The sequence below is a fragment of the Actinoplanes sp. NPDC051859 genome (assembly GCF_044452725.1).
Taxonomy (GTDB): Bacteria; Actinomycetota; Actinomycetes; order Mycobacteriales; family Micromonosporaceae; genus Actinoplanes.
Genome location: NZ_JBITBX010000001.1, coordinates 197741 through 222096, shown reverse-complemented (window position 1 = coordinate 222096; position 24356 = coordinate 197741). Strand labels below are relative to the sequence as shown.

The 24356-nt window shown below is 68.8% G+C and carries 18 protein-coding genes and 2 pseudogenes; 9 read left to right on the top strand and 11 right to left on the bottom strand.

Annotation, left to right across the window (positions count from 1 at the left end; genetic code table 11):
• Positions 1 to 59: 59 nt before the first annotated feature.
• A complete protein-coding gene (locus tag ACIA1L_RS01065) occupies positions 60 to 1589 on the bottom strand; it encodes an amino acid permease (protein ID WP_396070243.1) in 1530 nt (509 codons plus the stop codon).
• Positions 1590 to 2327: 738 nt separating this feature from the next.
• On the opposite strand from ACIA1L_RS01065, the gene ACIA1L_RS01060 reads away from it, so the two are divergent.
• Positions 2328 to 2726 carry a MerR family transcriptional regulator gene (locus ACIA1L_RS01060; protein ID WP_396070241.1) on the top strand — a complete coding sequence of 133 codons (399 nt, stop codon included), beginning with the start codon at positions 2328 to 2330 and terminating at the stop codon, positions 2724 to 2726.
• Between the two features lie 15 nt (positions 2727 to 2741).
• Here the strand turns inward: ACIA1L_RS01060 and ACIA1L_RS01055 are convergent, their stop codons facing one another.
• Positions 2742 to 3563: an SDR family NAD(P)-dependent oxidoreductase gene (locus tag ACIA1L_RS01055; RefSeq protein WP_396070240.1), complete on the bottom strand. Its 822-nt coding sequence runs from the start codon at positions 3561 to 3563 to the stop codon at positions 2742 to 2744.
• Between the two features lie 128 nt (positions 3564 to 3691).
• Here ACIA1L_RS01055 and ACIA1L_RS01050 point away from each other — a divergent pair, with 128 nt between their 5' ends.
• Genes ACIA1L_RS01050 through ACIA1L_RS01040 form a run of 3 tightly spaced genes read left to right on the top strand, consistent with a single transcriptional unit; the run spans position 3692 to position 6390 of the window.
• A complete protein-coding gene (locus tag ACIA1L_RS01050) occupies positions 3692 to 4384 on the top strand; it encodes a DUF998 domain-containing protein (protein WP_396070238.1) in 693 nt (230 codons plus the stop codon).
• 45 nt (positions 4385 to 4429) lie between these two features.
• Positions 4430 to 5323 (top strand): ABC transporter ATP-binding protein, encoded by an 894-nt coding sequence (locus ACIA1L_RS01045; protein ID WP_396070237.1) that lies wholly within the window; start codon positions 4430 to 4432, stop codon positions 5321 to 5323.
• A complete protein-coding gene (locus tag ACIA1L_RS01040; protein WP_396070236.1) occupies positions 5320 to 6390 on the top strand; it encodes an ABC transporter permease in 1071 nt (356 codons plus the stop codon). Before ACIA1L_RS01045 ends, ACIA1L_RS01040 begins: the two co-directional genes overlap by 4 nt.
• A gap of 70 nt (positions 6391 to 6460) precedes the next feature.
• On the opposite strand, the gene ACIA1L_RS01035 is transcribed toward ACIA1L_RS01040, so the two are convergent.
• Genes ACIA1L_RS01035 through ACIA1L_RS01025 form a run of 3 tightly spaced genes read right to left on the bottom strand, consistent with a single transcriptional unit; the run spans position 6461 to position 10202 of the window.
• A complete protein-coding gene (locus ACIA1L_RS01035; RefSeq protein ID WP_396070976.1) occupies positions 6461 to 7048 on the bottom strand; it encodes a TetR/AcrR family transcriptional regulator in 588 nt (195 codons plus the stop codon).
• A gap of 2 nt (positions 7049 to 7050) precedes the next feature.
• A complete protein-coding gene (locus ACIA1L_RS01030) occupies positions 7051 to 9195 on the bottom strand; it encodes a YhgE/Pip family protein (protein WP_396070234.1) in 2145 nt (714 codons plus the stop codon).
• Complete coding sequence (locus ACIA1L_RS01025) at positions 9192 to 10202, bottom strand: ATP-binding cassette domain-containing protein (RefSeq protein WP_396070233.1); 1011 nt, start codon at positions 10200 to 10202, stop codon at positions 9192 to 9194. The genes ACIA1L_RS01030 and ACIA1L_RS01025 overlap by 4 nt, the downstream gene beginning before the upstream one ends.
• 219 nt (positions 10203 to 10421) lie before the next feature.
• On the opposite strand from ACIA1L_RS01025, the pseudogene ACIA1L_RS01020 reads away from it, so the two are divergent.
• Positions 10422 to 11471, top strand: a pseudogene (locus tag ACIA1L_RS01020) (LLM class F420-dependent oxidoreductase); the annotation flags it as partial.
• Positions 11472 to 11627: 156 nt separating this feature from the next.
• Here ACIA1L_RS01020 and ACIA1L_RS01015 read toward each other — a convergent pair.
• On the bottom strand, positions 11628 to 12464 hold the full coding sequence (locus tag ACIA1L_RS01015; protein WP_396070232.1) for a GNAT family N-acetyltransferase: 837 nt from the start codon (positions 12462 to 12464) through the stop codon (positions 11628 to 11630).
• Positions 12465 to 12588: 124 nt separating this feature from the next.
• Here ACIA1L_RS01015 and ACIA1L_RS01010 point away from each other — a divergent pair, with 124 nt between their 5' ends.
• Positions 12589 to 13188, top strand: coding sequence for a PadR family transcriptional regulator (locus ACIA1L_RS01010; protein ID WP_396070231.1), 600 nt, complete (start codon positions 12589 to 12591; stop codon positions 13186 to 13188).
• Positions 13189 to 13483: 295 nt separating this feature from the next.
• Here the strand turns inward: ACIA1L_RS01010 and ispG are convergent, their stop codons facing one another.
• The 3 genes from ispG to dxr are packed head-to-tail and all read right to left on the bottom strand — an operon-like array spanning position 13484 to position 17125.
• Positions 13484 to 14656, bottom strand: a complete 1173-nt coding sequence (gene ispG, locus ACIA1L_RS01005; protein WP_396070230.1) for a flavodoxin-dependent (E)-4-hydroxy-3-methylbut-2-enyl-diphosphate synthase — start codon at positions 14654 to 14656, stop codon at positions 13484 to 13486.
• 7 nt (positions 14657 to 14663) lie between these two features.
• Positions 14664 to 15914 carry a M50 family metallopeptidase gene (locus ACIA1L_RS01000; RefSeq protein ID WP_396070229.1) on the bottom strand — a complete coding sequence of 417 codons (1251 nt, stop codon included), beginning with the start codon at positions 15912 to 15914 and terminating at the stop codon, positions 14664 to 14666.
• The gene (gene dxr, locus ACIA1L_RS00995; RefSeq protein ID WP_396070975.1) at positions 15914 to 17125 is read right to left on the bottom strand and encodes a 1-deoxy-D-xylulose-5-phosphate reductoisomerase; all 1212 of its coding nucleotides are present in this window, start codon (positions 17123 to 17125) and stop codon (positions 15914 to 15916) included. The genes ACIA1L_RS01000 and dxr overlap by 1 nt, the downstream gene beginning before the upstream one ends.
• Positions 17126 to 17179: 54 nt before the next feature.
• On the opposite strand from dxr, the gene ACIA1L_RS00990 reads away from it, so the two are divergent.
• Entirely contained in the window at positions 17180 to 18133 is a 954-nt protein-coding gene (locus ACIA1L_RS00990; protein ID WP_396070227.1) for a YhjD/YihY/BrkB family envelope integrity protein, read from the top strand.
• Here ACIA1L_RS00990 and ACIA1L_RS00985 read toward each other — a convergent pair.
• Positions 18078 to 20126, bottom strand: a pseudogene (locus tag ACIA1L_RS00985) (MMPL family transporter); the annotation flags it as partial. The gene ACIA1L_RS00990 and the pseudogene ACIA1L_RS00985 sit on opposite strands and share 56 nt — an antisense overlap.
• A 107-nt stretch (positions 20127 to 20233) precedes the next feature.
• Here ACIA1L_RS00985 and ACIA1L_RS00980 point away from each other — a divergent pair.
• Positions 20234 to 20941 carry a TetR/AcrR family transcriptional regulator gene (locus ACIA1L_RS00980; protein WP_396070226.1) on the top strand — a complete coding sequence of 236 codons (708 nt, stop codon included), beginning with the start codon at positions 20234 to 20236 and terminating at the stop codon, positions 20939 to 20941.
• A gap of 11 nt (positions 20942 to 20952) precedes the next feature.
• Positions 20953 to 22551 carry a phytoene desaturase family protein gene (locus ACIA1L_RS00975; protein ID WP_396070224.1) on the top strand — a complete coding sequence of 533 codons (1599 nt, stop codon included), beginning with the start codon at positions 20953 to 20955 and terminating at the stop codon, positions 22549 to 22551.
• A gap of 140 nt (positions 22552 to 22691) precedes the next feature.
• Here the strand turns inward: ACIA1L_RS00975 and ACIA1L_RS00970 are convergent, their stop codons facing one another.
• Positions 22692 to 24236 carry a Rieske 2Fe-2S domain-containing protein gene (locus ACIA1L_RS00970; protein ID WP_396070223.1) on the bottom strand — a complete coding sequence of 515 codons (1545 nt, stop codon included), beginning with the start codon at positions 24234 to 24236 and terminating at the stop codon, positions 22692 to 22694.
• Positions 24237 to 24356 lie beyond the last annotated feature (120 nt).

Genomic DNA, 24356 nt, shown 5'->3' with positions numbered 1-24356 from the left:
CGCATGGGGCCGACAATTTCTCGCCGGACCGGACCCGGGTCCGGTCCGGCGAGCGATCTTCACTCCGGTGGGGTCGGCATCGTCTGCTCGCCGTGCGCGGCCTTGTCGATGAGGTTCTGCTTCGGCCCGGTGAACCACTTCCGCGCGCTCGCGAACCACCAGATTCCGGCCGCGCCGACCACGACGGCTACCGCGACGATCGTGTAGTTGAACGTCTTCGCCGTGATCGGGCTGGTCGTCGGCAGGACGAACAGGACGCAGATGAGCACGACCCAGACGATCGCGATCCAGCCGACCGGCGCGCTCCAGCGACCCAGGTTCCAGGGACCCGGCCGGAAGTCGGGGCTGAGCCGCCGTAACAACACCGGTCCCACGTAGGCGATGTAAAGACCGATGACAGCGATCGACGTGGCCGCTGCGTAGGCAGTCGTATTCCACAATGAGGGCAGCACGAGAATCGTGCTCATCGTCACGCAGAGCCAGATCGAGTTGGTCGGCGTACCCGTGCGAGGGTTGACCTGCTTCCACCACCGCGAGCCCGGCAGCGCGCCGTCGCGGGCAAATGCGTAGGCCATGCGGGAATTGGCGGTGACCGATGCCATGCCACAGAACCACTGCGCCACCATGCAGATGAAGAGCAGGAAGGTGCCCAGATCATGACCAACGGCGTCGATGAAGATCTGCGCTGGCGGCAGCCCTAGTGCGGTCGTGCGCTGCGTCTCGTAGTCCTGAATGGACCAGGTGATCGCCACCAGCAGGACGAAACCGGCGATCACCGAGACCACGACCGACATCACGATTCCGCGCGGCGCGGCGCGCGCCGCGTCGTGCGTCTCTTCCGCGACGTGCGCCGACGCGTCATATCCCGTGTACGTGTACTGCGCCATCAACAGCCCCACGAGCACGGCGTAGGCACCCGCGCCGGCGAAGGTGAAGCCCGTGGCGTTCTGCACCTCGAAGAAGACCTCGGAAATCGGCTTGTGCTGGTCGGGGACGACGGCGAGCACCCCGACGATGACCGCGACGCCCACGAGATGCCACCAGGCACTCACGTCGGAGAGCAGCCGCACCAGGTTCACGCCGAACGTGTTGAGCAACCCGTGCGCCACGATGATGACCAGGAAGATCAGGAAGGTCCGCGGCGCCGTCACCGTCATGTCGAAGGCGAGGCTGAGAAACGCGGAGGTGGTGATCGCCGCACCGAAATCGATGGCGGCGGTGACCGCGACCTCCCCGAGGAAGTTGAACCACCCGACGAACCACGCCCAGGCGGCCTTGTTGCGTTTCGCCAGCGCGGCAGCCCACCAGTAGAGGGCACCGGCGGTCGGATAAGCGGAACAGACCTCCGCCATCGCCAGCGCCACGAAGGTCACCATGACCCCGACGAACAGCCAGCCGAGGGTGATCGCCAAGGGTCCGCCGGCGGTCATGGCGATGCCGTACGACGTGATCGCGCCGGCGAGAATCGAGATGATCGAGAAGGAGACCGCGAAGTTGGAGAAGCCGGACAGTCGGCGGTGCAGTTCCTGCTGGTAGCCGAGCTGGGCAAGCCGTTCTTCGTCGGTGCTGGGGACAGGGTCAGCGCTCATGCAAGCTCCCTGGGCCGAGGGGGCGGCTGTGACCTGGGCCACCGCCGTTGGGGAATGATCCACCCACGGTGCGACAGCCGTCAATGACTCCCGGTAATTGCGTTGCCCAGCGTCGATCGCTGCGCGCACACTCGTACCCATGACAGGGACGACGAACGTACGGCGCGGGCTCACCCGCCGCCGCATACGGACGGCCCTGCCGGTGTTCTGACGCCGCGCTGCGGCGCGCGAGCCCTCGGTAGGCATCGCGAACACCCGGGAGCAGCTTCCGAGCGCTCCCATCCCGCGGCGGCGCGGGGCGTGGTCACCTCTCTCTCGCACGGCGATGCGCTGTGCCACGCGCCCGCCCCGCGCCGCCGCCCCTTTCCCCGCGCCGCCATCACCGCCGCCGACACGCCAGAAAATCTACAGCGGCGAGTCTAGAAAATGACACGTGGTCGTCCTAATATCGTGAGGTCGGCCACGCACAGCCGACAAGCAACTGGCACAGAACCTGAGTTGGTTAAGGAGGACGAGATACCGCAGCAACGCGAAATCACCACGTCCCCGAATCGACAAGAGGTGATCGCAGCCGATGCCCATCACTCCGGCCACCCGCTAGCGGCACGCAGGCGGACGGCCCTTGCCGGCGACGGTCGGCAACAGAATTGAAAAGCCAGGGTCCCGGTAACCCGCCGGGGCCCTGGACTATGTCTCAGCCCCCCGCCCGCCACGCAGTCCCCGCCCCCGGAAGGCCGCATGAGCACGACGTTCGACGACGCCGACTTCCCGGCGTACACGATGGGCAGAGCCGCCGACATGCTCGGCGTGACGCCCGCGTTCCTGCGCAGCCTCGGAGTCGCCGGGCTCATCGAACCCGAACGGTCGCTAGGCGGTCACCGGCGATACTCGCGGCATCAGCTCCTGCTCGCCGGCCGAGTGCGCCAACTGCTCGACGAAGGAATCCTGCTCACGGCCGCCTGCCGCATCGTCACCCTCGAAGACCGGCTAGCGGCAGCCCACCGCCGGATCCTCGAACTCGGCGGCAGTCTGACGCCCGACGAGGACGCTGACGTTCCCACGCAGACCCATCCGGACATCGCCACCACCAGGTATTACCCCACGCCACGCACCGACCACTCCCCGACGGCGCCATAGCAGCGGACGTTTCGGTCAGCTCAGACCGGTTGCGGCGAGGCTCGACTCCCACAGCAGGTCGGCGCGTCGAAGGCTCGTCGACCGGCCCGTGGCGCCGAACGGTCGTTCCCAGGCGAAGTACCCGCCCGGCACCAGCCCATCCGTTTCCCGCGCCAGCCAGACCAACGTCTCGGCACCCTGCGCAGGACTTCTGAACAGCACCGGCACCAGCCCCGCCAGCGAGAACAGCGGACTGCGCCGCCCAAACCGGCTGCGAATCAAGCCCGGAAAGAAACACGTCGGCACGATTCCGTACGGGGCCCAGCGCCGCGCCGCCGCCACCGTGAAGAGGAGGTTGGCCTGCTTGCTGGCGCCGTACGCGAGCCATCGGCTGAGCTGACGCCGGCCGGGACGCCGCACGTCGAGCGTGCCCCACGCCTCGGCCGCGGAGCCGGTCGTGATCACCCGCGCCGGGCCGTCCGCGCCCGCCGCCGCCCGGAGCCGGTCGAGCAGCAGATGCGTCAGCAGGAAGCCGGCCAGGTGATTCGTCTGCATCGTCGGATCCCACCCGTCGACGGTCGGCCGCCGCACCGAGGCAAGCTGCCCGGCGTTGTTGATCAGGACGTGCACCCGCTCGTAATCAGCCGCCAGCCGGGCACCCACCTCGCGGACCTCGTCGAGCACCGCGAAGTCCGCCCGATAGGCGGCGGGGGTGCGGGCACTCACCTCCCGTACGGCGTCGACGGCGTGTTGCAGCCGCGCCGGATTCCGCCCCAGCAGGACCACTTCGTCCCTGCCACGAGCCAACTCCACAGCGCCGGCCAGGCCGATCCCCGAGCTGGCTCCTGTGATCACCACCGTCCGATCCACCTGGTCATTGGATCACTTCACTAGCGTGGGACCATGCTGTGGATCACGAAAGTCCTCCTACTCGGCGCTGCTGCGACCCGGTGCACCACCGACGCAGGTCAGCCCACGAGGTCCGCATGGTGATTCGCCGCTCCTGGCCTGCCGGTGACACCGCCCGCTGGTGCGGTGGCATCGCGGGTGTAGCTGTTCTCGCCGGGGCGACGGTCATGCTGGTCGCGCTGATCGCCGCGCCTGGTTCCTGGCTCGTGGGCTACGTCAGCGAAGCGGGCACCGCGCTAGCGCCATGGGCCACCGCCTACCAATGGGGGCTGCTCATCCTCAGCGCCGGAGTCGCCCTGCTCGGGTTGGCGTTGCGGCCATGGTCCCGGCTCATCGCCGGGCTTCTGGGCGGAGCCGCGGTTTTCGCCGCGACGTCCGGGGCAGTGCCGTGCTCCCGCCAGTGCCCACTGCCGCCGTACGAGCCGACGACGCTGAGCGATGTCGTGCACTCGGGCGCCAGCATCGTCGGCATGGTGCTGCTGGCCGGCGCCATGTCCCTCGTCGCCGCCTCGGCCGCCTTTCGTCCCGCCGCGCGCCGCTTGGCCGGCGCCCACGCGGCGCTGACCATCCCGCTGGGCGGCGCGCTCGGGCTCATCATGCTTCTGGTGGGTCGGGGATCGGCCGGAGCCATCCTCGAACGGATCATGCTTGCCGTCGGTGTCAGCTGGCTCGTCGGCACCTCGCTCTTGACGATGTTACGCATTTCCGAAAAAAGATCATTACGGATGCCGCCCCGTAGCCCCTCGAGCCCGCAAACCTCACGCGCCTAGGGACTGTTCCGCAGCCGGAATTCACCGGTCGCATAGCGTAGGGACATGACCAAGGTGCTGACCGTAGACGCCGTGAGCCGCAGTTTCGGGGAGCGGCAGGTGCTCAAGGATGTCTCGTTCACTGTGGAGCCAGGCCGGATGACCGGGTTCGTCGGCGCCAACGGTGCGGGGAAGACAACGACGATGCGGATCATGCTGGGGGTGCTCGCCGCGGACAGTGGGGTGGTGAGCTGGGGCGGTGAGCCGTTGAACCGACAAGCTCGGCATCGGTTCGGATACATGCCTGAGGAACGTGGGCTCTATCCGAAGATGACCGTGGCGGACCAGATCGTCTATCTGGGTCGGCTGCACGGCATGACCGCTTCGGATGCCCGGCGCAACACCGCTGCGCTGCTGGAACGGCTCAGGCTCGGCGAGCGGGCCGGAGAGCTCGTCGAGAAGCTGTCGCTGGGAAACCAGCAGCGGGTGCAGATCGCTGCCGCGCTGGTCCATGATCCGGAAGTGCTGGTGCTCGACGAGCCGTTCTCCGGATTGGATCCCCTTGCCGTCGATGTGGTCGTCGGAGTTCTCCGGGAGCGTGCTGCTGCAGGTGCTCCCGTGTTGTTCTCCAGCCATCAGTTGGATGTCGTCGAGCGGTTGTGTGACGACCTGGTGATCATCGCGGACGGGATGATCCGGGCTGCCGGGTCGCGACAGGAGCTGCGGACAGCGCATGCACTTCCCCGCTTCGCCATCGAGGTGGCGGCGGATGCCGGCTGGCTGCGCGACCATCCCGGGCTCACACTCGTCGACCTCGACGGCGCCCGGGCCGTGTTCGACCTCGCGCCCGGGGCCGACGACCAGGCCGTGCTGCATGCCGCACTCGCGCGGGGTGCGGTTCGTTCCTTCGGCACGGTCACCCCGTCGCTCACCGAGATCTTCCGAGAGGTGACCCAGTGACCACCGCCCAGGCCGCAAAGTTGGTCGCCGCCCGCGAGCTGCGGGTCAAGCTGCGCGACAAGACCTTCATCTTCAGTACGGTGTTCTTCCTGTTCATCGCGGTCGCCAGCACAGTGCTGCCCGCCCTGATCGACGGTGGCCCCACCAAGGTTGCCGTTGCGGACAGCGCGCTCGCTGCCGCCTTGAAGCAGAATGCCGACTTCGAAGTGCAGGTGGTCGCCGACGACGCTGCCGCCGAGCAGGCTTTGCGCAACGAGGACGTCGAGGCGGCCATCGTTGCCGGACCGACCGTCGTCGCGAAAGAGGAAGCACCGTCCGATGTGATGAGTGCACTGAGCGTGGCACCGAAGCTTCGGTTGCTGGAGCCGGACACCGTGGACCCGTTCCTGAAGTTCATCGTGCCGTTCGCTATGGCGTTTCTCTTCTTCATCACGTCCTTCACCTTCGGCTTGCAGATCGCTCAGAGCGTCACCGAGGAGAAGCAGACCCGCATCGTGGAGATCCTGGTGGCAAGCGTGCCAGTGCGGGCGCTGCTCGCCGGCAAGGTCGCCGCGTTGACGCTGCTCGCCTTCGGGCAGATCGCTCTGATCGCGCTCATGGCCGGCCTCGGTATGCAGATCGCCGACGTCGACGCCGAGGTGGTCAGCCTGGTCGGGCCGGCGATCGGCTGGTTCCTTCCGTTCTTCGTGCTCGGGTTCGTCATGCTCGCCACGCTGTGGGCCGGTGTCGGCGCGCTGGCTGCCCGGCAGGAGGACATCGCGGGCGCGTCGACGCCGCTGCAGATGGCGGTCATGTTGCCGTTCTTCGCGGTCCTCTTCCTGACGGACAATGAGGCCGCGATGCGCATCCTGTCCTACGTCCCGCTGTCCGCACCGATCGCCATGCCGATCCGCCTCTTCAACGGTGAGGCGGCCGCCTGGGAGCCCTTCCTGTCGCTGGCCCTGCTCGCCGTCGCGGCGGCGGTCTTCCTGGCGGTGGGCGCTCGCATCTATGAGGGTTCACTGCTGCGCACCAACGGCCGCACCTCTTTCGCAGCCGCATGGCGCAGCCGGTCGGCTGTGGGCTAGACCGGCTCCAGTCAGAACGGGGCCGGGATCACCCCAGTGATCCCGGCCCCGTTCTGCGCGTTCCGGGCGGCTAGGACACGCGGCGGACGATGTTGAGGAGGGACTGTTCCACCTCTTCGATGCTGCGGTCCGGCTGGAAGACGAGCCAGTCGACCGCGACGACCAAACCGACGCCGAACAGGGCCGACGAGGCGACGCGGACGTCGAGGTCGGCCGGAAGGTCACCGGTCTGCACGCCGGCTTTCAACGTTTCGGCGATCACGCTGATTGCCTGCTCCCTGAGCAACACCAGGGTCTGCTGCCATTCCCGGTTGGTCCGCCACATCTCCGACAGGAGCAGTTGAGCGAACGCTTGGTAGCGGCGGATGTAATCGAGTTGGGTGCGGACGAGGGCCGCCACCGCTTTGGGCGGCGGCAGCCCCTCGACAGCCGCGCGGAACTCGTCGGTCAGGACACCGATGCCGTGTCTCAACAGCTCCTCGAAGAGCGCCGTCTTCGAGGCGAAGTTGTAGTAGACAGTGCCCTTGGCGACCTTGGCCCGCAAGGCGATGTCGTCGACCGTCGTGGCGGAAAAGCCCTGTACGGCGATCAGTTCCACCGCGGCCTCGTACAGGCGCTGGCGGGTGTCGTTCCGCCGTCGGGTTCTTCCGTCCACGATTGTCAGATCACCAGCTCCGGGTGCAGGTCAGACGACGACAGACGACGCTTGCCGCGGGCGACTGCCACCGTGAGAGCCAGTGCGGCCGCGCCGTAGCCGGCGAGGGCGAGGGCGCCCGTCCACACCGTATCGCTCGAGCCACCGTCGATGGCGTGGCGCAACGCCGCTACGACGTACGTCATAGGCAGGAAGGAGTGGACCGCCTGGAAGAAGCCGGGCGTGGTCTGCACCGGATAGGTGCCTCCGGAGGAGGTGAGCTGGAGCATCAGCAGGGCGAGGGCGATGATGCGGCCCGCGGGGCCGAGGGCCGCGCCGACCAGCTGCATGATCGCCGCGAAGGCCGTGGCGGTGAGCAACAACAGACCCAGTGTCGTCCCCGGGTTGTGCGGGCCGAGGCCGAGGCCGAACACCACCACGACGAACAGCAGGATGGCCTGGGCGCACCCGATCGCGATCGCCGGGAACAGACCGGCGAGCACAACGCGGTGCGGCGGGGCTCCGGAGACGAGGTAGCGCCGGTTGAGGGGGCGCAACACCATGAAGGTGATCATCGCACCGACCCAGAGCGCCAAGGCCAGGAAGTACGGGGCGAAGCCCACACCATAGGTAGCAGCCGGGTTACGCACCGTCCGATCCACCCGTACCGGGTTGGCGAGCAGGTCCGCACGGTCCGCGGTCTCGTTGCCGTACCCGGGGATCTCGTCGACGCCGTCGGTCAGACCCGAGGCCAGTTTGTCGGCACCCTTCTGCAGCTCACCGAGCCCCGAGGCGAGTTTGCGGCTGCCGCCGGACAGCGTTGGCAAACCGTTGTCGAGCTGGCGGGCACCCGAAGCGAGCTGGAAGACGCCACCGCTGATGGCTGCCGCACCCGCCGCCGCGGTGGACGTGCCGTCGCTGATCTGCTGGGCACCGGTCGCGATCTGGCTGAGTCCACCGGCCAGTTTGTCCATCTTGGTGCGAGCCCCGACGATGTCGTCGGCAAGGTGCGGTGCGACGTCGGACAGCTCCCGGGCCATGACCGACACGGTCTTGAGCTTCTTGCTCCACTCGTTCAAGTCGGCGTCGGCGACGGCGGCCTGGAGCTTTTTCGCCACAGCGAGGAGCTGCGCCACGTCGGCACGCGCGTCGGCGATGCCCTCGGTGCTGTCGGGCATCAAGTTGAGGAACATCTGCACCTTGGTCGCGAGGGCCACGGCAGCAGCGGCGTCCTGGTCGAGCGTGTGCACGTTCTTTGACAGGTCCTCCGAGGCACGGGCCACCAGATCCGCGCCGTCCTCGATGAGCTTGGCATTCTCGCGCAGCATCGGCTCGTACTTGTCGGCCGCACTGCCGATCTTCGCGGCGAACTGGCGGGTGCCGTCGGCCGCCTGCTTCGTCCGCTTGGCGATCTCGGCCGTGCCCGACTTCAAGGTGACCAGACCCGCGGCGAGCTCGTCCGTCTTCTGAGCAGCCGTGCCCAGCCCACCCGCGATCTTGTCGACGCTTTCCTCGACCTTGGTGACGCCCTTGTCGACCCTCTTCGCACCGGCATGCAGCTCGGTCGCGCCGTCGTCGAGCTCGTGCGCTCCATCGGCGGCCTTCTGCGTCTCCGCCTTCAGGTCGGTGAAGCCGATCAGCATCTTGTCGAAGTAGCCGGACTGCGCGGACTGCGCCGCCGAGGTCCGCACCTCGTCGAACACGGTGCGCGAGAACACCCCGGAGAGGTAGTTCGTGGCGTCGTCGTTGATGACGATCAGCTGCGCCGGTTTCGGGGCCGCGTTCGCATCGGGACCGCTGGTGAGGTTCGCGGAGAAGTCCCGCGGGATCCGCAACGACAGCTGGTAACTGCCGTCCTTGAGCCCCTTCTCGGCCCCCTGCTCGTCCGTGATCTTCCAGTCGAAAATCTCGCGCTCGATCAGTTTGTCGGCGAGATCCTTCCCGGCGTGCACCTTGGTGCCGTCGGTCGCGGTGGCCTCGCTGTCCTCGAGCACCAGCGCGACGGGCACGTGGTTCAGCCGCCCGTACGGATCCCAGAAGGCATACAGATACAGGGCGCCGTAGAGCAGCGGGATGACGCAGATCACGACGAGGGCAGCGGTGGGGAGCCGGCCGCGGAGGAACCGGCGCAGCTCGAAGCCGGCCAGGCGCAGGCTTGACGTTCCGGTCACTTGTTCTCTCCGAGGTGGTCGGTGTCGGTCACAGGTCTACGGGCGGCGGGAATCGGCTGGGTCTCCGCCGAAACATCGATCGTCTCGGTCTCCCACATCGGCTCGTCCTCAGCAGCCGACTCCGCCTCAGCAGCCAACTCCGACTCAGCAGTCGACTCCGCCTCAGCAACCGACTCCGACTCAGCAGCCGACTCCGACTCAGCAGTCGACTTTGACTCAGCAGCCGACTCCAATGCAGCGGCCGACTCCAGGTCAGCGGCCGACTCCGGCTCAGCGGCTGTGGAAGGGTCGTGCGACGCAGAGCGCTCGGGCGGCGAGGGCGGCGAGGGCGGCGAGGGCGGCGAGCCGGGTTCTGCAGGCGCGGCCCAGAAAGAAGCCGCTGCAGCGGGTGCGGGTGCGGGTGGCAAAGTCGCAGGGGTTGGCTCAGCGTGGTCGCGGTGCGGCCCGCCTAGCTGCACCACTGTGGTGACCTGGGCAGCGTCAACTTCCCGGGCAGCGACCAGCACAGTGACCCCGGCCGCCGAGATCTCGGCGATCAGACGCCAGAGCGCCGCCCGCTCCCCCGCGTCGAGGCCTTCGTCGGCGGCGTCGACAGCCACGACCTGGGGACCGCCGAGCCGAGCCAGGATCAAACCCAGGATCTGCTTTTCGTACGGGCTCAGCGTGTACCCACGCGCAGCAGGATCCAGCCCGTGCCACTCCACCGCCACGTCGGGCCGCTGTCCGATGAGGATCGCGCGTTCGCGGACGTGTTCGGCGGCGGTGAGCACCGCTTCGGGTTCTGAGACGCGGGGCACATAGCCGAGCGCCGCCTGACCCGCGATGTCGACCTTGCCCGCGGAGAGCTTGAACCGCTGGGCGAGGGCGAGGAGAACCGTGGTTCGCCCGCTACCGGGCGGGCCGACGATGGCGACGATGTCGCCCGCGGAGGCGGTGACGTCGAGGTCGCGGAAGAGCCACTGACGGTTACGGCGTACGCCCGCGCCCCGTGCGCTGAGGACCGACATGATGAGCACCCACTTTGCACTGACTGGTCAGTGCAAAAACATACCGACGAGATCCGCGGATAGCCCTGTACCGTGGCCGACCTCACGGACGGTTGCCGATATTTCAATGCGTTTTTACATGCGCATCAAGCAGGTGAAACTCGGACGAAACCGGGGCCGAACCGGTGGACCCGGCCGCCCTCTGGAGGCAGGATCACACACATGTCGCAGCGATGGGGAATCACGGTTCCACTGGGCGGAGTCCCGCTCGTCGATCACGCCGCGGTCTTCGCGGCTTGCACCGAGGCCGGATTCACCGACTTGTGGTCGAGCGAGGTGAACGGCGCCGACGCCTTCACACCGTTGACCCTCGCCGCCGCGTGGGCACCCGAGGCCCGGCTCGGCACCGCCATCGCACCGGTCTACACCCGGGGGCCGGGGCTGCTCGCGATGACCGCCGCCGCCCTGGCCGAGGCCGCGCCCGGTCGCTTCCAGCTCGGCATCGGCGCCTCGTCACCCGTGGTCGTCGGCGACTGGAACGCCGGCGACTTCTCCCGCCCGTACGCCCGCAGCCGCGACATGCTCCGCTTCCTGCGCGCCGCCCTCGCGGGCGAAACAGTCGACCAGGCTTACGAAACGTTCAAGATCCGCCGGTTCCGCCTCGAGCGCCCGCCGGCCACTCCGCCGGGCATTCTGCTCGCCGCCCTGCGACCACAAATGCTCCGCCTCGCCGCCCGCGAAGCCAACGGCGTGATCCTCAACTGGCTCGCCGCCACCGACGTCGCGAAAGCCCTGGCCGAAACCAGCACGTCCGCCACGGCCAGCACGTTCGCCACGGCCAGCACGTCCGCCACGGCCAGCACGTCTACCACGGCCAGCACGTCCGCCACGGCCAGCACGTCCGCCACGGCCACGACTGCCGTGACCGCCGCCACGACTAGGACCGCCGGCACCGGCACGTCCGACTTCGACGTGGTCGCCCGCATTTTCGTTTGTCCGACCGCCGACGCGACCTACGCCCGCACGCTGGGCCGCCGGATGATCGCGGCCTACCTGACCGTCCCCGCCTATGCGGAGTTCCACCGTTGGCTGGGTCGCGACGATGCACTAGCTCCGATGTGGACGGCCTGGGCGGCGGGTGATCGCAAGGGCGCACTCGCCGCCATCCCGGACGAGGTCGTCGACGAGCTGATCGTCCACGGCACTCCGGAACAGTGCCGGGCGCACGTGCAACGCTACGCCGACGCGGGCGTCAAGGTTCCGGTCATGGCGCTGCTGCCCACCCCGGATGACTCCCTCGACCTGATCAAGGCGTTGGGGCCAGCCGCGTAGGCGACGGCCGGCCGCGTAGGCGAGGGCCGGCCGCACAGGCGAGGGCCAGCCGCATAGACGAGGGCCAGCCGCATAGACGAGGGCCAGCCGCATAGACGAGGGCCGGCCGCATAGTCAGAACAGGACGGTCGCGAAGCTGCCCTGCGGCACGAACCCGCAGCGTGCGTAGACCCGCCGGGCCGCAGCGTTGTAGTCGTTGACGTACAGGCTGACGGTCGGTGCCACTCGGCGGAGGGCGTCGTACACGACGGTTGCCATCGCGGCGGCGGCCAGGCCACGGCCGCGGAATTCGGGGTCGACCCAGACGCCCTGGACCTGCGTCGTGCGCCGGGTCACGATCGCCAGCTCGGCCTTGAAGATCACCCGGTCGCCCAGGAACCTCGCGTACGCGCGTCGCCCCCGGACCAGCTCGGCGATGCGCCGCTTGTAGCCGCGGCCGCCGTCGTCGAGCAGGGGCGAGACCCCGACTTCTTCGGTGTACATCGCCACCGCGGCGGGGAACAGCTGGTCGACTTCTTTGAGCGTGACCAGGCGCACGGCCGGGTCGGGGGCGACTGGTGCGTCCCGGTCGGCGACCAGGAGCGGCTGGTGGGCGCGGATGTCGCGGGCCGGCCCCCAGTGCCCGCCGAGGCGGTCCCACAGCTCCAGCACCGCGTCCGCTCGGCCGATGATCGAGGAGCAGATCCGAGACTCGGCGCCGAGCAGGTCCGCGTAGGCCGCGACAGCCGGCGAGGTTGCGCAGACCGGCACGAGATGGGCGCCGGACCAGCATAGGGATTCGATGCGGCGGCCGCCGTAGCCGTAGATCCGGCCGTCCGACCGCCACCAGTTGAGGCCGTGCGCCGCCACCCGCTCGGCGATCTGGGCGCCGGCGTAGGGGTCTTGGTCGAGGATCCGCTCGACCGTCGCGCGCTCGGGCTCCCCGAGTTGGCGAATCGGCACCGTCAGCACAGCTATCAGATTGCCAGATGGCGGCCGCCGCGTACCCGACGCTCCCCGCCGGAATCCAGAAACCCTTGCGGCCGACAGGTTGCCGATATATCGTCTAACTATCGACAACAGATCGGAGATAGTCATGAGGCACGAACACATGCGGCGACTGCACGAGGCTCGGATGCGCGGAGGCTTCGGCTTCCCGCCCGGATTCCCCTTCGGCCCGGGCGGCCCCGGCGGCGGCTTCGGCGGCGGCCCGGGCTGGGGACACGAAGGCCCCGGCGGTCGCGGCCATCGACGCGGCGGGCGAGGAAGCAGGCCCAACGTCCGGCCCGCTCTGCTCGCTCTGCTGCTGGAGCGCCCGATGCACGGCTACGAGATGATCCAGGAGCTGGAGAGCCGCACCGGCGGCATCTGGCGCCCGAGCCCCGGCTCGGTTTACCCGACCCTGCAGCTCCTCGAAGACGAGGGACTGATCCAGGCGGAGGCCGAGGGCGGCCGCAAGCGCTTCTCCCTCACCGAAGCCGGCCAGGCGGAGGCGCAGACCGCCGCCGAGAACCCGCCGTGGGCCCAGTTCAGCGACGACACCATGTCGCAGGTCCAGGACTTCCGCGACGCGGCCGTCGGCATCATGGGCGCCCTCAAGCAGGTCGGTTTCAACGGCACCCCCGAGCAGCGCCAGCAGGCCCTCGAAGTCCTCAACGAGACCAAGCGCAAGCTCTACGCGATCCTCGCCGAGTGATCGTCAGGTCCCACGAGCGAAATTCTTGATAATTACGGCGCGACGAGCCGGACAACCGCACCACCGGGCTGAGCCCGCACACGCCAACGCAAACGACCCGCCGCACGATGTTCGTGCGGCGGGTCGCCCATGTGTGGGTGCTTTGGCGAGCGCGGGAGTCGCTTCCGGGGGCTGTCCAGTTCGGGAGCTTGCGAGCCGTGTGCGGGCTCAGCCTCGGTGTTGCGGTTGTCCGGCTCGTCGCGCCGTACTTAAGAAAGCGGTTGATTCTGGGAATGCCTGGTCAGTCCGGGCAAACCTAGTGCACCGTGACCTGGGGGCCGGGGAGCAGGTCGCGGAGTTCTTCGGGGAGCTCGGCGCCCATCTCGTCGGCGAGGCGGAGCGCCTCCTCCACCAGGGTCTCGACAATGATCGACTCGGGCACCGTCTTGATGACCTTGCCCTTGACGAAGATCTGGCCCTTGCCGTTGCCGGACGCGACGCCGAGGTCGGCCTCGCGAGCCTCGCCCGGCCCGTTCACGACGCAGCCCATGACCGCGACCCGCAGCGGCACCGGGAAGCCTTCGAGGGCCGCCGTGACCTGCTCGGCGAGGGTGTAGACGTCGACCTGGGCACGGCCGCAGGACGGGCAGGACACAATCTCCAGGCCGCGTTCGCGCAGGCCCAGCGACTCGAGGATGCCCTGGCCGACCTTGATCTCCTCGACCGGCGGGGCGGACAGCGAGACCCGGATGGTGTCGCCGATGCCCTCGGCGAGCAGGGCACCGAACGCCACCGCGCTCTTGATCGTGCCCTGGAAGGCCGGGCCCGCCTCGGTGACACCGAGGTGCAGCGGGTAGTCGCACTGCTCGGCGAGCTGGCGGTACGCGCGGATCATCACGACCGGGTCGTTGTGCTTGACCGAGATCTTGATGTCGCGGAAGCCGTGCTCCTCGAACAGCGAGCATTCCCACAGGGCCGACTCGACCAGCGCTTCCGCGGTGGCCTTGCCGTACTTCTCGAGCAGACGCTTGTCGAGCGAGCCCGCATTGACGCCAATCCGGATGGGCGTGCCGGTGGCGCTGGCCGCCTTGGCGATCTCCTTGACCTTGTCGTCGAACTGGCGGATGTTGCCCGGGTTGACCCGGACGGCCGCGCAGCCCGCGTCGATGGCCGCGAAGACGTACTTCGGCTGAAAGTGGATGTCGGCGATCACCGGGATCTGCGACTTCTTGGCGATCGCAGGCAGCGCCTCGACGTCGTCCTGGGACGGCACGGCGACCCGGACGATCTGGCAGCCGGATGCGGTCAGCTCGGCGATCTGCTGCAGCGTCGCGTTGATGTCCGAGGTGAGGGTGGTGGTCATCGACTGCACGCTGACCGGGGCACCGCCGCCGACCAGGACACCGCCGACGTTGATCTGGCGGCTCTGCCGGCGGGTCGCCAGCGGCGGCGGGGGTACGGCGGGCATGCCGAGGCTGATCGCGGTCATTTCACACTCACCTGGAGAAGATGGAGATCGGGTTGACGACGTCGGCGGTGATCGTCAGCAGGGTGAACGCACCGCCGATCAGGATGACCGCGTAGGTCAGCGGCATGAGCTTGTAGTAGTCGACGCGGCCGGGGTCAGGCTTTTTCAGGCGGGCGTAGACCCACGAGCGGGCGCGTTCGAACCAGGCGATCGCGATGTGGCCGCCATCCACCGGCAGCAGTGGCAGCAGGTTGAAGAGGCCGATGAAGACGTTGAGCGAGATGAAGATCATCAGGAAGATCTCCGGAACGCCCTTCTCGATCGCCTCGCCACCGAGCCGGCTCGCGCCGACCACACTGATCGGGGTGTCCGGGTCGCGTTCGTCGCCGGTGATGGAGTTCCACAGCGCGGGGACCTTCTCCGGGATCCGCTTCATCGCGGCGAAGGAGGCCTTCACCAGGGTCCAGCCGTAGTCGAAGCTCGCCCCGATGCTGTCCACCGGCCCATACGTGACCAGGCCCGGCATGTCGAGCAGCGGGCCGACCCCGGCGACGGCGACCTGCTTGACCTCGCCCTTCGGGTCGTCGAGCGGAGGCCGCTGCGCCGCCATGAGCGTGACCGTCGTCTTCGCGGCAACGCCGTCGCGGGTGTAACCGAACTCGATCGGGCCGGCGGGCAGCGACCGGATCGTGTCGGTCAGCTGGCCGTAGTTCTGGATGGTGGTGGCGCCGACGCTGGTGATCAGGTCGCCGCTCTTCAGCCCGGCGGTGGCGGCCGGCGCCTTCGGGTCGGTCGGCGCACAGCCCTGCTGGTCGGTGAGGTTGATCTGCACGCACTCGCCGACCGAGATCTTGGCCGGGATCGCCCGCTCCTCGGCGGCGGTGGCGGGCAAGTCGGGGTTGGGCAGGCCGACGAAGACGGCAGCGAACCAGGTGGCGACGATCGCCAGCATGAAGTGGGTGATCGAGCCCGCGGACATGACGATCGTCCGCTTCCACACCGGGAAGCGCCACATGGCCCGGTGCTGGTCCTCCTCGGCCACGTCGTCGTCCTGCGGCGTCATGCCGACGATCTTGCAGAAGCCGCCGAGCGGGATGGCCTTGAGGCCGTACTCAGTCTCGCCGCGCTTGAAGGAGAAGATCGTCGGGCCGAAGCCGACGAAGTACTTGGTGACCTTCATGCCGAAGCGCTTCGCCGTGATCATGTGGCCCAGTTCGTGCAGGCTCACCGAGATCAGGATCGCGAGCGCGAAGGCGGCCGTTCCCACCCAGTACAGCATCAGGCTCCTTCAGCCGCAGTCGCGATGATCCGCTGTGCCTGGGCCCGTGCCCAGGTCTCCGCGGCAAGCACTTCTTCGACGGTACCCGGTTCGCCGAAGTCGGGGGCCGCCGCGAGCACCGCCGACAGGGTGTCGACGATGCCCAGGAAAGGTAGCCGACCGGCGGCGAACGCGGCCACACACTCTTCGTTCGCAGCGTTGTAGATCGCCGGACGACACCGACCTGTCCGTCCGGCTTCCTTGGCCAGCTCCACCGCCGGGAAGGCCTCGTTGTCGAGCGGGCGCAGCTCCCAGTTGTGCGCGAGCGTCCAGTCGACGGGCTCGGCGGCGTGCGGCACCCGCTCCGGCCAGGCCAGCGCCAGCGCGATCGGCAGGCGCATGTCGGGCGGGCTGGCCTGGGCGAGTGTCGAGCCGTCGGTGAACTCGACCAGTGAGTGCAGCACCGACTGCGGGTGCACCATGACCTCGATGTCGTCGTACACCACGTCGAACAGCTCGTGCGCCTCGATCACCTCGAGCCCCTTGTTGACCATCGTCGCGGAGTTGATGGTGACCACGGGACCCATGTCCCAGGTGGGGTGCTTGAGGGCTTCCTCGGGGGTGACGTTCGTCAACTCCTCGCGCCGCCGGTCCCGGAACGCGCCGCCGCTCGCGGTGAGGATGAGCCGCCGTACCTCCCGCTCGGTGCCGCCGCGCAGGCACTGGGCCAGCGCGGAGTGCTCGGAGTCGACGGGCACGATCTGCCCCGGCCGCTGCACCGCGGCCTTGACCAGCGGGCCGCCGGCGACGAGCGACTCCTTGTTGGCGAGCGCGAGCGTCCGCCCGGTGCGCAGCGCGGCCAGCGTCGGCGCGAGCCCGAGACTTCCCACCACGCCGTTGAGCACCACGTCACACGGCCACTGCGCCAGCTCGGTCATCGCCTCCGGCCCGGCCACGATCTTGGGCAGCTTGAAGTCGCCGGTGGCCCAGCCCCGCCGCTGCGCCTCGGCGTAGAACGCGAGCTGCAAGTCCTGCACCACGCTGGAACGGGCCACCCCGACGGCGTCGACGCCCAGTTCGAGGGCTTGCTCGGCGAGCAGGGCGACGTTGCCGCCACCCGCGCCGATCGCGACAACCCGGAAGGCGTCCGGGTTGCGCCGGACGATGTCGATGGCCTGGGTGCCGATGGAACCGGTCGATCCGAGCAGGACGAGCTCACGCATGCCTGCCATCATTCCGGACGCCCGCACGCTGTGAGAAACCGTGGTCCGGGGTATGTGAGGTGCATGCGAAAGCTGCGCCGGACGTTCACCGCCCCTTTTCATTCGTTACGGGGCCGCGACCTGGCGCTGCATGCTGCCGCGGTGACGTTCTACGCCGGGATCGCGGTGGTGCCGGTGGCGCTGCTCGCCGTGTGGATCACCGGCCTGGTCGCCGGGCCGGGGCGGGTCCGTCGCCTCACCGGCCACACCATCGACGCGCTGCCGGACGCGATCGGCGCCCCGCACGCCCTGGACCGCCTGATCGACGCCGGGCTCCAGCTCACGCCCTGGCTGGCGCTAGCCAGCCTGCTGCCCGCCACCCTGTACGGCGAGGGCCTGCGCCGCGCCTTCGTCAGCCTCAGTGCCGCCGGCGAGTCCCTGATCGGCTGGCGCGGCCGACTGCTCTGGCTGCCGCTGCTCGCCGCCTCGCCCGCGTTGCTGCTCGCCCTGTTCCTGGCCCTCCCGGTCACCAGCGGCCTCTGGGTCCGCGGCGGCTGGTACGCGGTGCTCGGCGTCGTGCTGTCCTTCCTCGCCGCCTGGCTGGTGCTGACCCCGGTGGTGATCTGGGTCTATCGCGCGGTCGCACCCGGCCGCCCGGAGTGGCTGGCGACGGTCCTCGTCGGGACCTTCACCGCTGCCAACCTCTCCGGTTTCCTGCACGGCTTCGTGCTGTTCTGCTCGCTGCCACTGGACCTGGGCGCGCCGTTCGGCGGGTTCACCCAGATCGGCGGGGTGGTCGCTGTCGGCCTGTGGCTCTACCTCTTCCACGTCATCCTGCTGGCCGGCTTTGCCGCCACTCGCAGTGCGAGCGCGTACCAGGTCAGACGGACACGGAGTCGCGCTGCGAAGACTCAGCCGCCTTCGGAGCCGGCGCCTCGTGGATCCCGTACCGGGCGTAGAAGCGACCGAGGAATCCCGGTGCCCACCAGTTCCAGTGACCCAGCAGCCGCATCGTCGCCGGGACCAGCAGCGCCCTGACCAGGGTGGCGTCCACGATGATGGCGACGATCATGCCCACGCCGATGGTCTTGATCACGCTCATGCCGCCGGTGGCGAAGCCCGCGACCACAGTGATCAGCAGGACCGCGGCGGCCGTGATGATGCCGCCGGTGTGCTGCAGGCCGGTAGCCACGGCGGCGGTGTTGTCGCCGCGGGCGTCCCACTCCTCCCGGACCCGGGAGAGCAGGAACACCTCGTAGTCGGTGGCTAGGCCGAAGAGCACGGCCAGCACCAGAATCATATTGCTGGGTTCGATGAAGCCGGTCGACTCGAACCGCAGCAGGCCTTCCAGGTGCCCGTCCTGGAAGATCCACACGACGACGCCGAAGGACGCGCCGATCGATACCAGGTTCATCAGGACGGCCTTGATCGGCAGCAGGATCGAGCCGAACGCCAGGAACAGCAGCACCATCGTGGCGACGGCCATGATGAGCGCCATCCAGGGCAGCCGGTCGGCCAGGCTCTCCAGCAGGTCGAGGTCGATCGCCGGGCGGCCGCCCACCAGCACGCCGGCGTCCGCGGGCGGGGTCAGGCCGCGAATGCCGGAGACGATCTCCCGGGCATCGGCGGTGTCCAGCGCGGGCGGGTAGGTCACCGTCAGCAGGGTCGCGTCGCCCTGTTGCGCGGTCACGGTGGCCGACGAAACGTCCGGCAGCTTGGCAATCTGGTCGGCGAACCCGGTCGCCGGCCCGGTCACCAGCACGCTGATCGGGTCGGCGGCGCCACCCGGGAATTCGGCAGCGATCCGCTCGCCGACGACGCGTGGCTCCGAGCCGGGCGGCAGCACCCGCTCGTCGAAGCCGCCGAACTCCACCCGCAGGAACGGGGTGGCGAACGCGGCCAGCACCAGGAGGACACCGACGGCGTACAGGACCGGACGCTTCATGACGCTGTGTGCGAGCTTGGCCCAGCCGCCTTCCGCCACGGGCCGCTTGCGCGTCGGCAGCGGGATGCGCAGCTTGTCGATGCGGTGCCCGAGCAGCGACAGCACCGCCGGGAGCACGGTGAGCGCGGCGAGCATGGCGACCAGCACGGCGGCCATGCCGCCGATGGCGAGACCGCCGAGGAACGGCTGCGGGAAGATCAGCAGGCTGGACAGCGCGAGCACGATGGTGAGGCCGGAGACCACGACCGTACGCCCGGCGGTCGCGACCGTGTTCCGGACGGCGGCCGGCACGTCATGGCCGTGTGCCAGCTCCTCCCGGAACCGGCTGACCACGAACAGCGAATAGTCGACGGCCATGCCCAGGCCGAGCAGGGTGATGACGTTGATGGCGAAGACGGAGATGTCGGTGACGTAGGTCAGCGCGCGGACGGCCACGAAGGCGCCGAAGATGGCGATGCCACCGACGAGCAGGGGCGACAGCGCGGCGATCAGCCCGCGGAAGATCAGCACGAGCAGGACGAAGAGCACCGGCAGCGAGAAGATCTCCGCGCGGGTGACGTCCTCCTCGGTCTGGATGTTGGCCCGGTCGGCGAAGGCGATCAGGCCACCCACCTGCGTCTTCAGCCCGGGTGCGGCGAAGTCCTGCTCGATCCGGTGAAAGGCTGCGCGCTTCCCGTCCTCGTCCGCCGCGGTCAGGTAGACGGCGGCGTAAGTGGCGTGCTTGTCGGTGCTGACCATCGCGGGCGCGGCCTGCGGATCGGTGTACGCCGCGACCCGCTGCACGTCACCCTGAGCGGCACGGATCCGGCCCACCGCCGCGGTGACCGCCTCCCGGAAGCCCGCGTCCTCGACCGTGGCCGACGCACTGGACCACAGCACCACGAGGTCGGGATCGCGCACCCCGAGCTGCTCGGCGATGGCCGTGGCAGCGCGCTTCGCCTCACTGTCCGGATCCTCGTAGCCGCCACCGGTCAGGGCGCCGAAGACGCCGGTTCCCCAGGTGGCGCCGGCCACGACGAGCGCGAACGCGGCTGCGACAACCCACCACCGCAGCCGTACGACCGCTCTGCCCCACCAGCCGAACATGCGTCCGCCTTCCGCCCGAGCCGTTACAGTCGCCACAGATCGTCGACGAATGAGTGAACAGCGTTTACCGTTGCAAACACCGTTCGCTACGTCAATGGAGTTGATCTATGACGACGACCACGCCCAGCCGGCGGGAGCGGCTGCGCGCGGAGACCGTCACCGAGATCAAAGACGCCGCCCGGCGCCTGCTCGTGGCCGGCGGCCCGACCGCTGTCTCGCTGCGCGCCATCGCCCGGGACGTGGGAATGACCGCGCCCGCGCTGTACCGCTACTTCGCCAACCTCGACGCCCTGGTCACCGCGATCGTCACCGACCTCTTCGAGGATCTGCGGGCCGCCGTCGCCGACATCGCAGCAGTGCACGCCGGCGAGGATCCGCTCACCCGCATCGCGCACATGTCACGCGGCTTCCGGCAGTGGTCGCTCGCGCACCCCGCCGAGTTCGCCCTCATGTTCGGCAGCCCGCTGCCCGGGGTCACCCCCCTCCCCCAGCGCGGCCCGCCCCTGCACGAGGCCGGGGCCCGGTTCGGCGAGACGTTCTTCGCAGTCCTCGGTGAGCACTACGAGCGACACCCGTTCGGGGGCGAGACGCACCGCATGGCCGACCCTGAGCTGCGCGAACTCTTCAAGCCGTACCTGGACAACTTCGGCGACCGGTTCCCACTGCCGATCATCTATCTCTTCGTGACCGCATGGGTCGGGCTCTACGGCATTGTGGCGATGGAGGTCTTCGGCCATCTGGCCTGGGCAATGACCGACGTGGAGCCACTTTTCGAGGCCGAATTGGCCCGCACCATGGCCCAATTGGCACGCTAAGCTCGCCAGCCATGAGTGCTCTGCCGGAACGCGCCGATGTCGTGATCATCGGGTCGGGCCACAACGGCCTGGTCTCCGCCATTCTGCTGGCCCGCGCCGGCCTCGACGTCGTCGTGCTCGAAGCCGACGCCGTGCTCGGCGGGGCGACCCGCACCGAGCATCCGTTCGCCAAGGTCCCCACGCTGGGCCAGTCGACCGGCTCCTACCTGCTCGGCCTGATGCCGCCGGAACTGCTCGCCACCCTCGACGTCGACATCCCCGTCCTGCGCCGCGACCCGCACTACTTCCTGCCGACGCCCGGTGGGCCAGGCTCGCCGTACCTGCTGTTCGGCAGCGACCGCGACGCCACCCGCGCCCAGATGGAGCAGTTCTTCTCGGCCCGCGACGTCGCCGCCGACGAGGCCATGCAGGTCGAGATCGCCGCGCTGCGCGCCGACCTCGCCCCGGCCTGGCTCGCCGAGCCCGGCACCGTCGAAGAGATCGCCGACCGGCACATCCGGCCGCAGCTGCAGAGCACCTTCATCGACCTCGTGCGCGGCTCGGTCGCCGACTATCTCCAGCGCTTCGGCTTCAAGAGCGAACTGCTGATGAGCATGTACGCCGTCACCGACGGCCTCTCCGGCCTCAACGCCGGCCCGGACGACCCCGGCACCGGCCACAACTTCCTGGTCCACAACATGTGCCGCCTCCCCGGCGCCGACGGCACGTGGATGATCGCCGCGGGCGGCATGGGCACGGTCTCCGGCACCTTCGCGGCCGCGGCCCGCGCCGCCGGAGCGAAGATCTTCTCGAGTGCACCGGTCAGCGCCGTGACCGTGGCCCAGGGCGCCGTCACCGGGGTGGCCCTGGCCGACGGCCGGACCATCGAGGCCGGGGTGGTGCTCGGCTCGTGCGACCCGTACCAGCTGATGTCGCTCGTGCCGGACGGTGCGCTGCCTGCCGAGCTGACCAGGCGCATGAACGCCGTCCGCAAGACCGGCAGCACCATGAAGGTCAACCTGGCCCTGGCGGGGCTGCCGCAGTTCGCCTGCCTGCCTTCGGGCACGGCGTCGCCATTCGGCTCGACCATCCACCTGTTGCCCGGATCCGCGGGACTCGCGGGCCTGGCCGAGTCCGACTCCCCCATGGCTGCCCTGCGCGCGATGTGGGCGGACGTGCAAGCCGGCCGGTTGCCCGCCGAGCCGACCATCGAGTGGTACCTGCACACCACGGTCGACCCGTCGCTGCAGGACGCGGCCGGGCACCACTCGTCGGCGCTGTTCGTGCAGTCCGTGCCGTACGAGCTGGCCGACTCGACGTGGGACGCCGAACTGCCCGGCTACGTCGAGAAGCTCCTCGACATCTGCGAGCGGTACGCCCCCGGCACCCGCGAGCTCGTCGTCGACATGATGCCGCTGACCCCGGCCGGCATCGAGCGGCACTTCGGCATCACCGGCGGCCACATCCACCACGTCGACAACACGGTCGCCTTCGACGAGCGCATGCCGTACGCGACGGGTCTGGACGGCCTCTACGCCGGCTCCGCGGGCGCCCACCCGGCCGGCAGCGTCATCGGCGCAGCCGGCCACAACGCCGCCAAGCGCATCCTGGCCGACCTCGGCCGGGGTTGATCTTCTGCCCTGACCGGAACCACTCACGCACAGTGAAGGGTTCGGAGATCCGCTCATGAGCCGCTAGGCGATTGGATCTCCGAACCCGGCTCGGCGGGAGCGGCGGCTCGCACCACCCACCGAGCTACGACATATGCCTTCTATGCAGTTTTCTCGGCTCGGATCTTGTGCCCCACACTCGTCAGGCACTTCCCGCTGTTGAGGTCGAACTTCCAGCCGTGCAACTGGCAGGTGAGAACATCCCCCTCGACGATGCCGAACCGGCTCAGGTCGGCCTTCAGGTGCGGGCAGCGGCGCTGGACCGTCCAGTCCCCCAGCTGGGTGTCCTCGGCGTCGACCGACCTCTCGTGCTCGTCATACCAGCCCTCGGCATACTGCAGCCGCTCCTCGCTGAGGCACTTGAAGAAGGCGTAGACGAACTCGTTGTACTGGCCGATCCGCGCCGCGGAGAAGCGGCAGCTGAGGAACAGCGAGTTCACCCAGTCGCCCTCGTCGACGAAGATCAGATGCTCGATCAGCTCGCGCTGGGTGCGGAAGCGGTATCGCACCTTCTCGTCGGCATACGGGCGAACCTGCTTGCCCGGGAAGTCCACGACGATCGACTCCACCGCGTCGCCGTCGTAGTGGACCAGGTCGAAGCGGACCGGCCCGCCGACGCCCTTGGCCAGGTAGATCGACTCCTCGAGCAGCGGCTCGATGCGCTTCTTCAGCTCGCCGAGCACGTCGATCTCGGGGTGCCGCCACGACGCCTTCTCCGCGGCGATGACGGGCGCCTTACGCTCCCGCATCTCCTCGAGGTGCGCCTTCTTGTTGGCGAAGAACTCGTCCACGTCGGTGGGGTGGGTCGTCTCGATGCTGCCCGCCGTGACGTCCGAGACGCTGCCCGGCAGCAGGATCACGCCGTTGGTGCCGCCGACCTTCGCGTATTCGCGCTGGAAGACCGACTGGTCCGGGAAGATGTTTCCCTCGTCGCCGAAGATGTCGTTGAACTGCCACAACTCGTCGTCGAGGAAGCACGGCGGCCCGGCGATCGGGAAGACGTGGTCAGCCTTCAGGTCGTCGATGTAACGCCAGGTGCGGTCGAACTGTCGATCCCGCTTTTGCTTGCCGAACGCGGTCTTCGCGGCGTTGGGCAGCTCATAGACCATCGGATACCAGATGGCGCCGGAGAACTGCAGCATGTGCGCGTGCACGTGGCCCAGCTCGGCGAAGCGCGACAGGTCGGACGGCCGGGCGTCGTTCTGGTTGAGCAGCCGGACGCCCTCGTGCTCCACCCAGAGGGAGGAGTCGCCGATCGGGCCGTCGGTCGGGCTGATCAGCGCCTGAATCATGATCTTCAGGCCGCCGTCGAGCTCGTGCACCTCGTCGCTCTTCGTCCTGAAGAAGCTGGTGAAGCCCAGATCGCGCAGCTCGTCCTCGAGCTGGCTGGTCGGATACTCCGGCAGGAGCACCGTCGCCTTCTTGCTGATGAAACTCTTCAGATGCTCGGCATCGAAGTGGTCCCGGTGCAGGTGGGAAACGTAGAGGTAGTCGACGTCGCCCAAGGTCTCCCAGTCGAGCAGAGAATTGTCCGGGAACGGAAACCACGACGCGAAGTACGCCGGGTTCACCCACGGGTCGCACAGGATGCTGCCCGCGCCCGTGTCGATCCGCATGCTGGCATGCCCAGTGCCCGTGATCCGCACTTTCACTCCTCGGCTTCGCACAAATCCGACGGCATCGAAGGTACCGGGTACGGGTTGGTGAGCCGCGCGCGGAGCCGCCGTGCGACACTAGGTGCCGTCTAGAAAGCGCTCTTTAGGAGG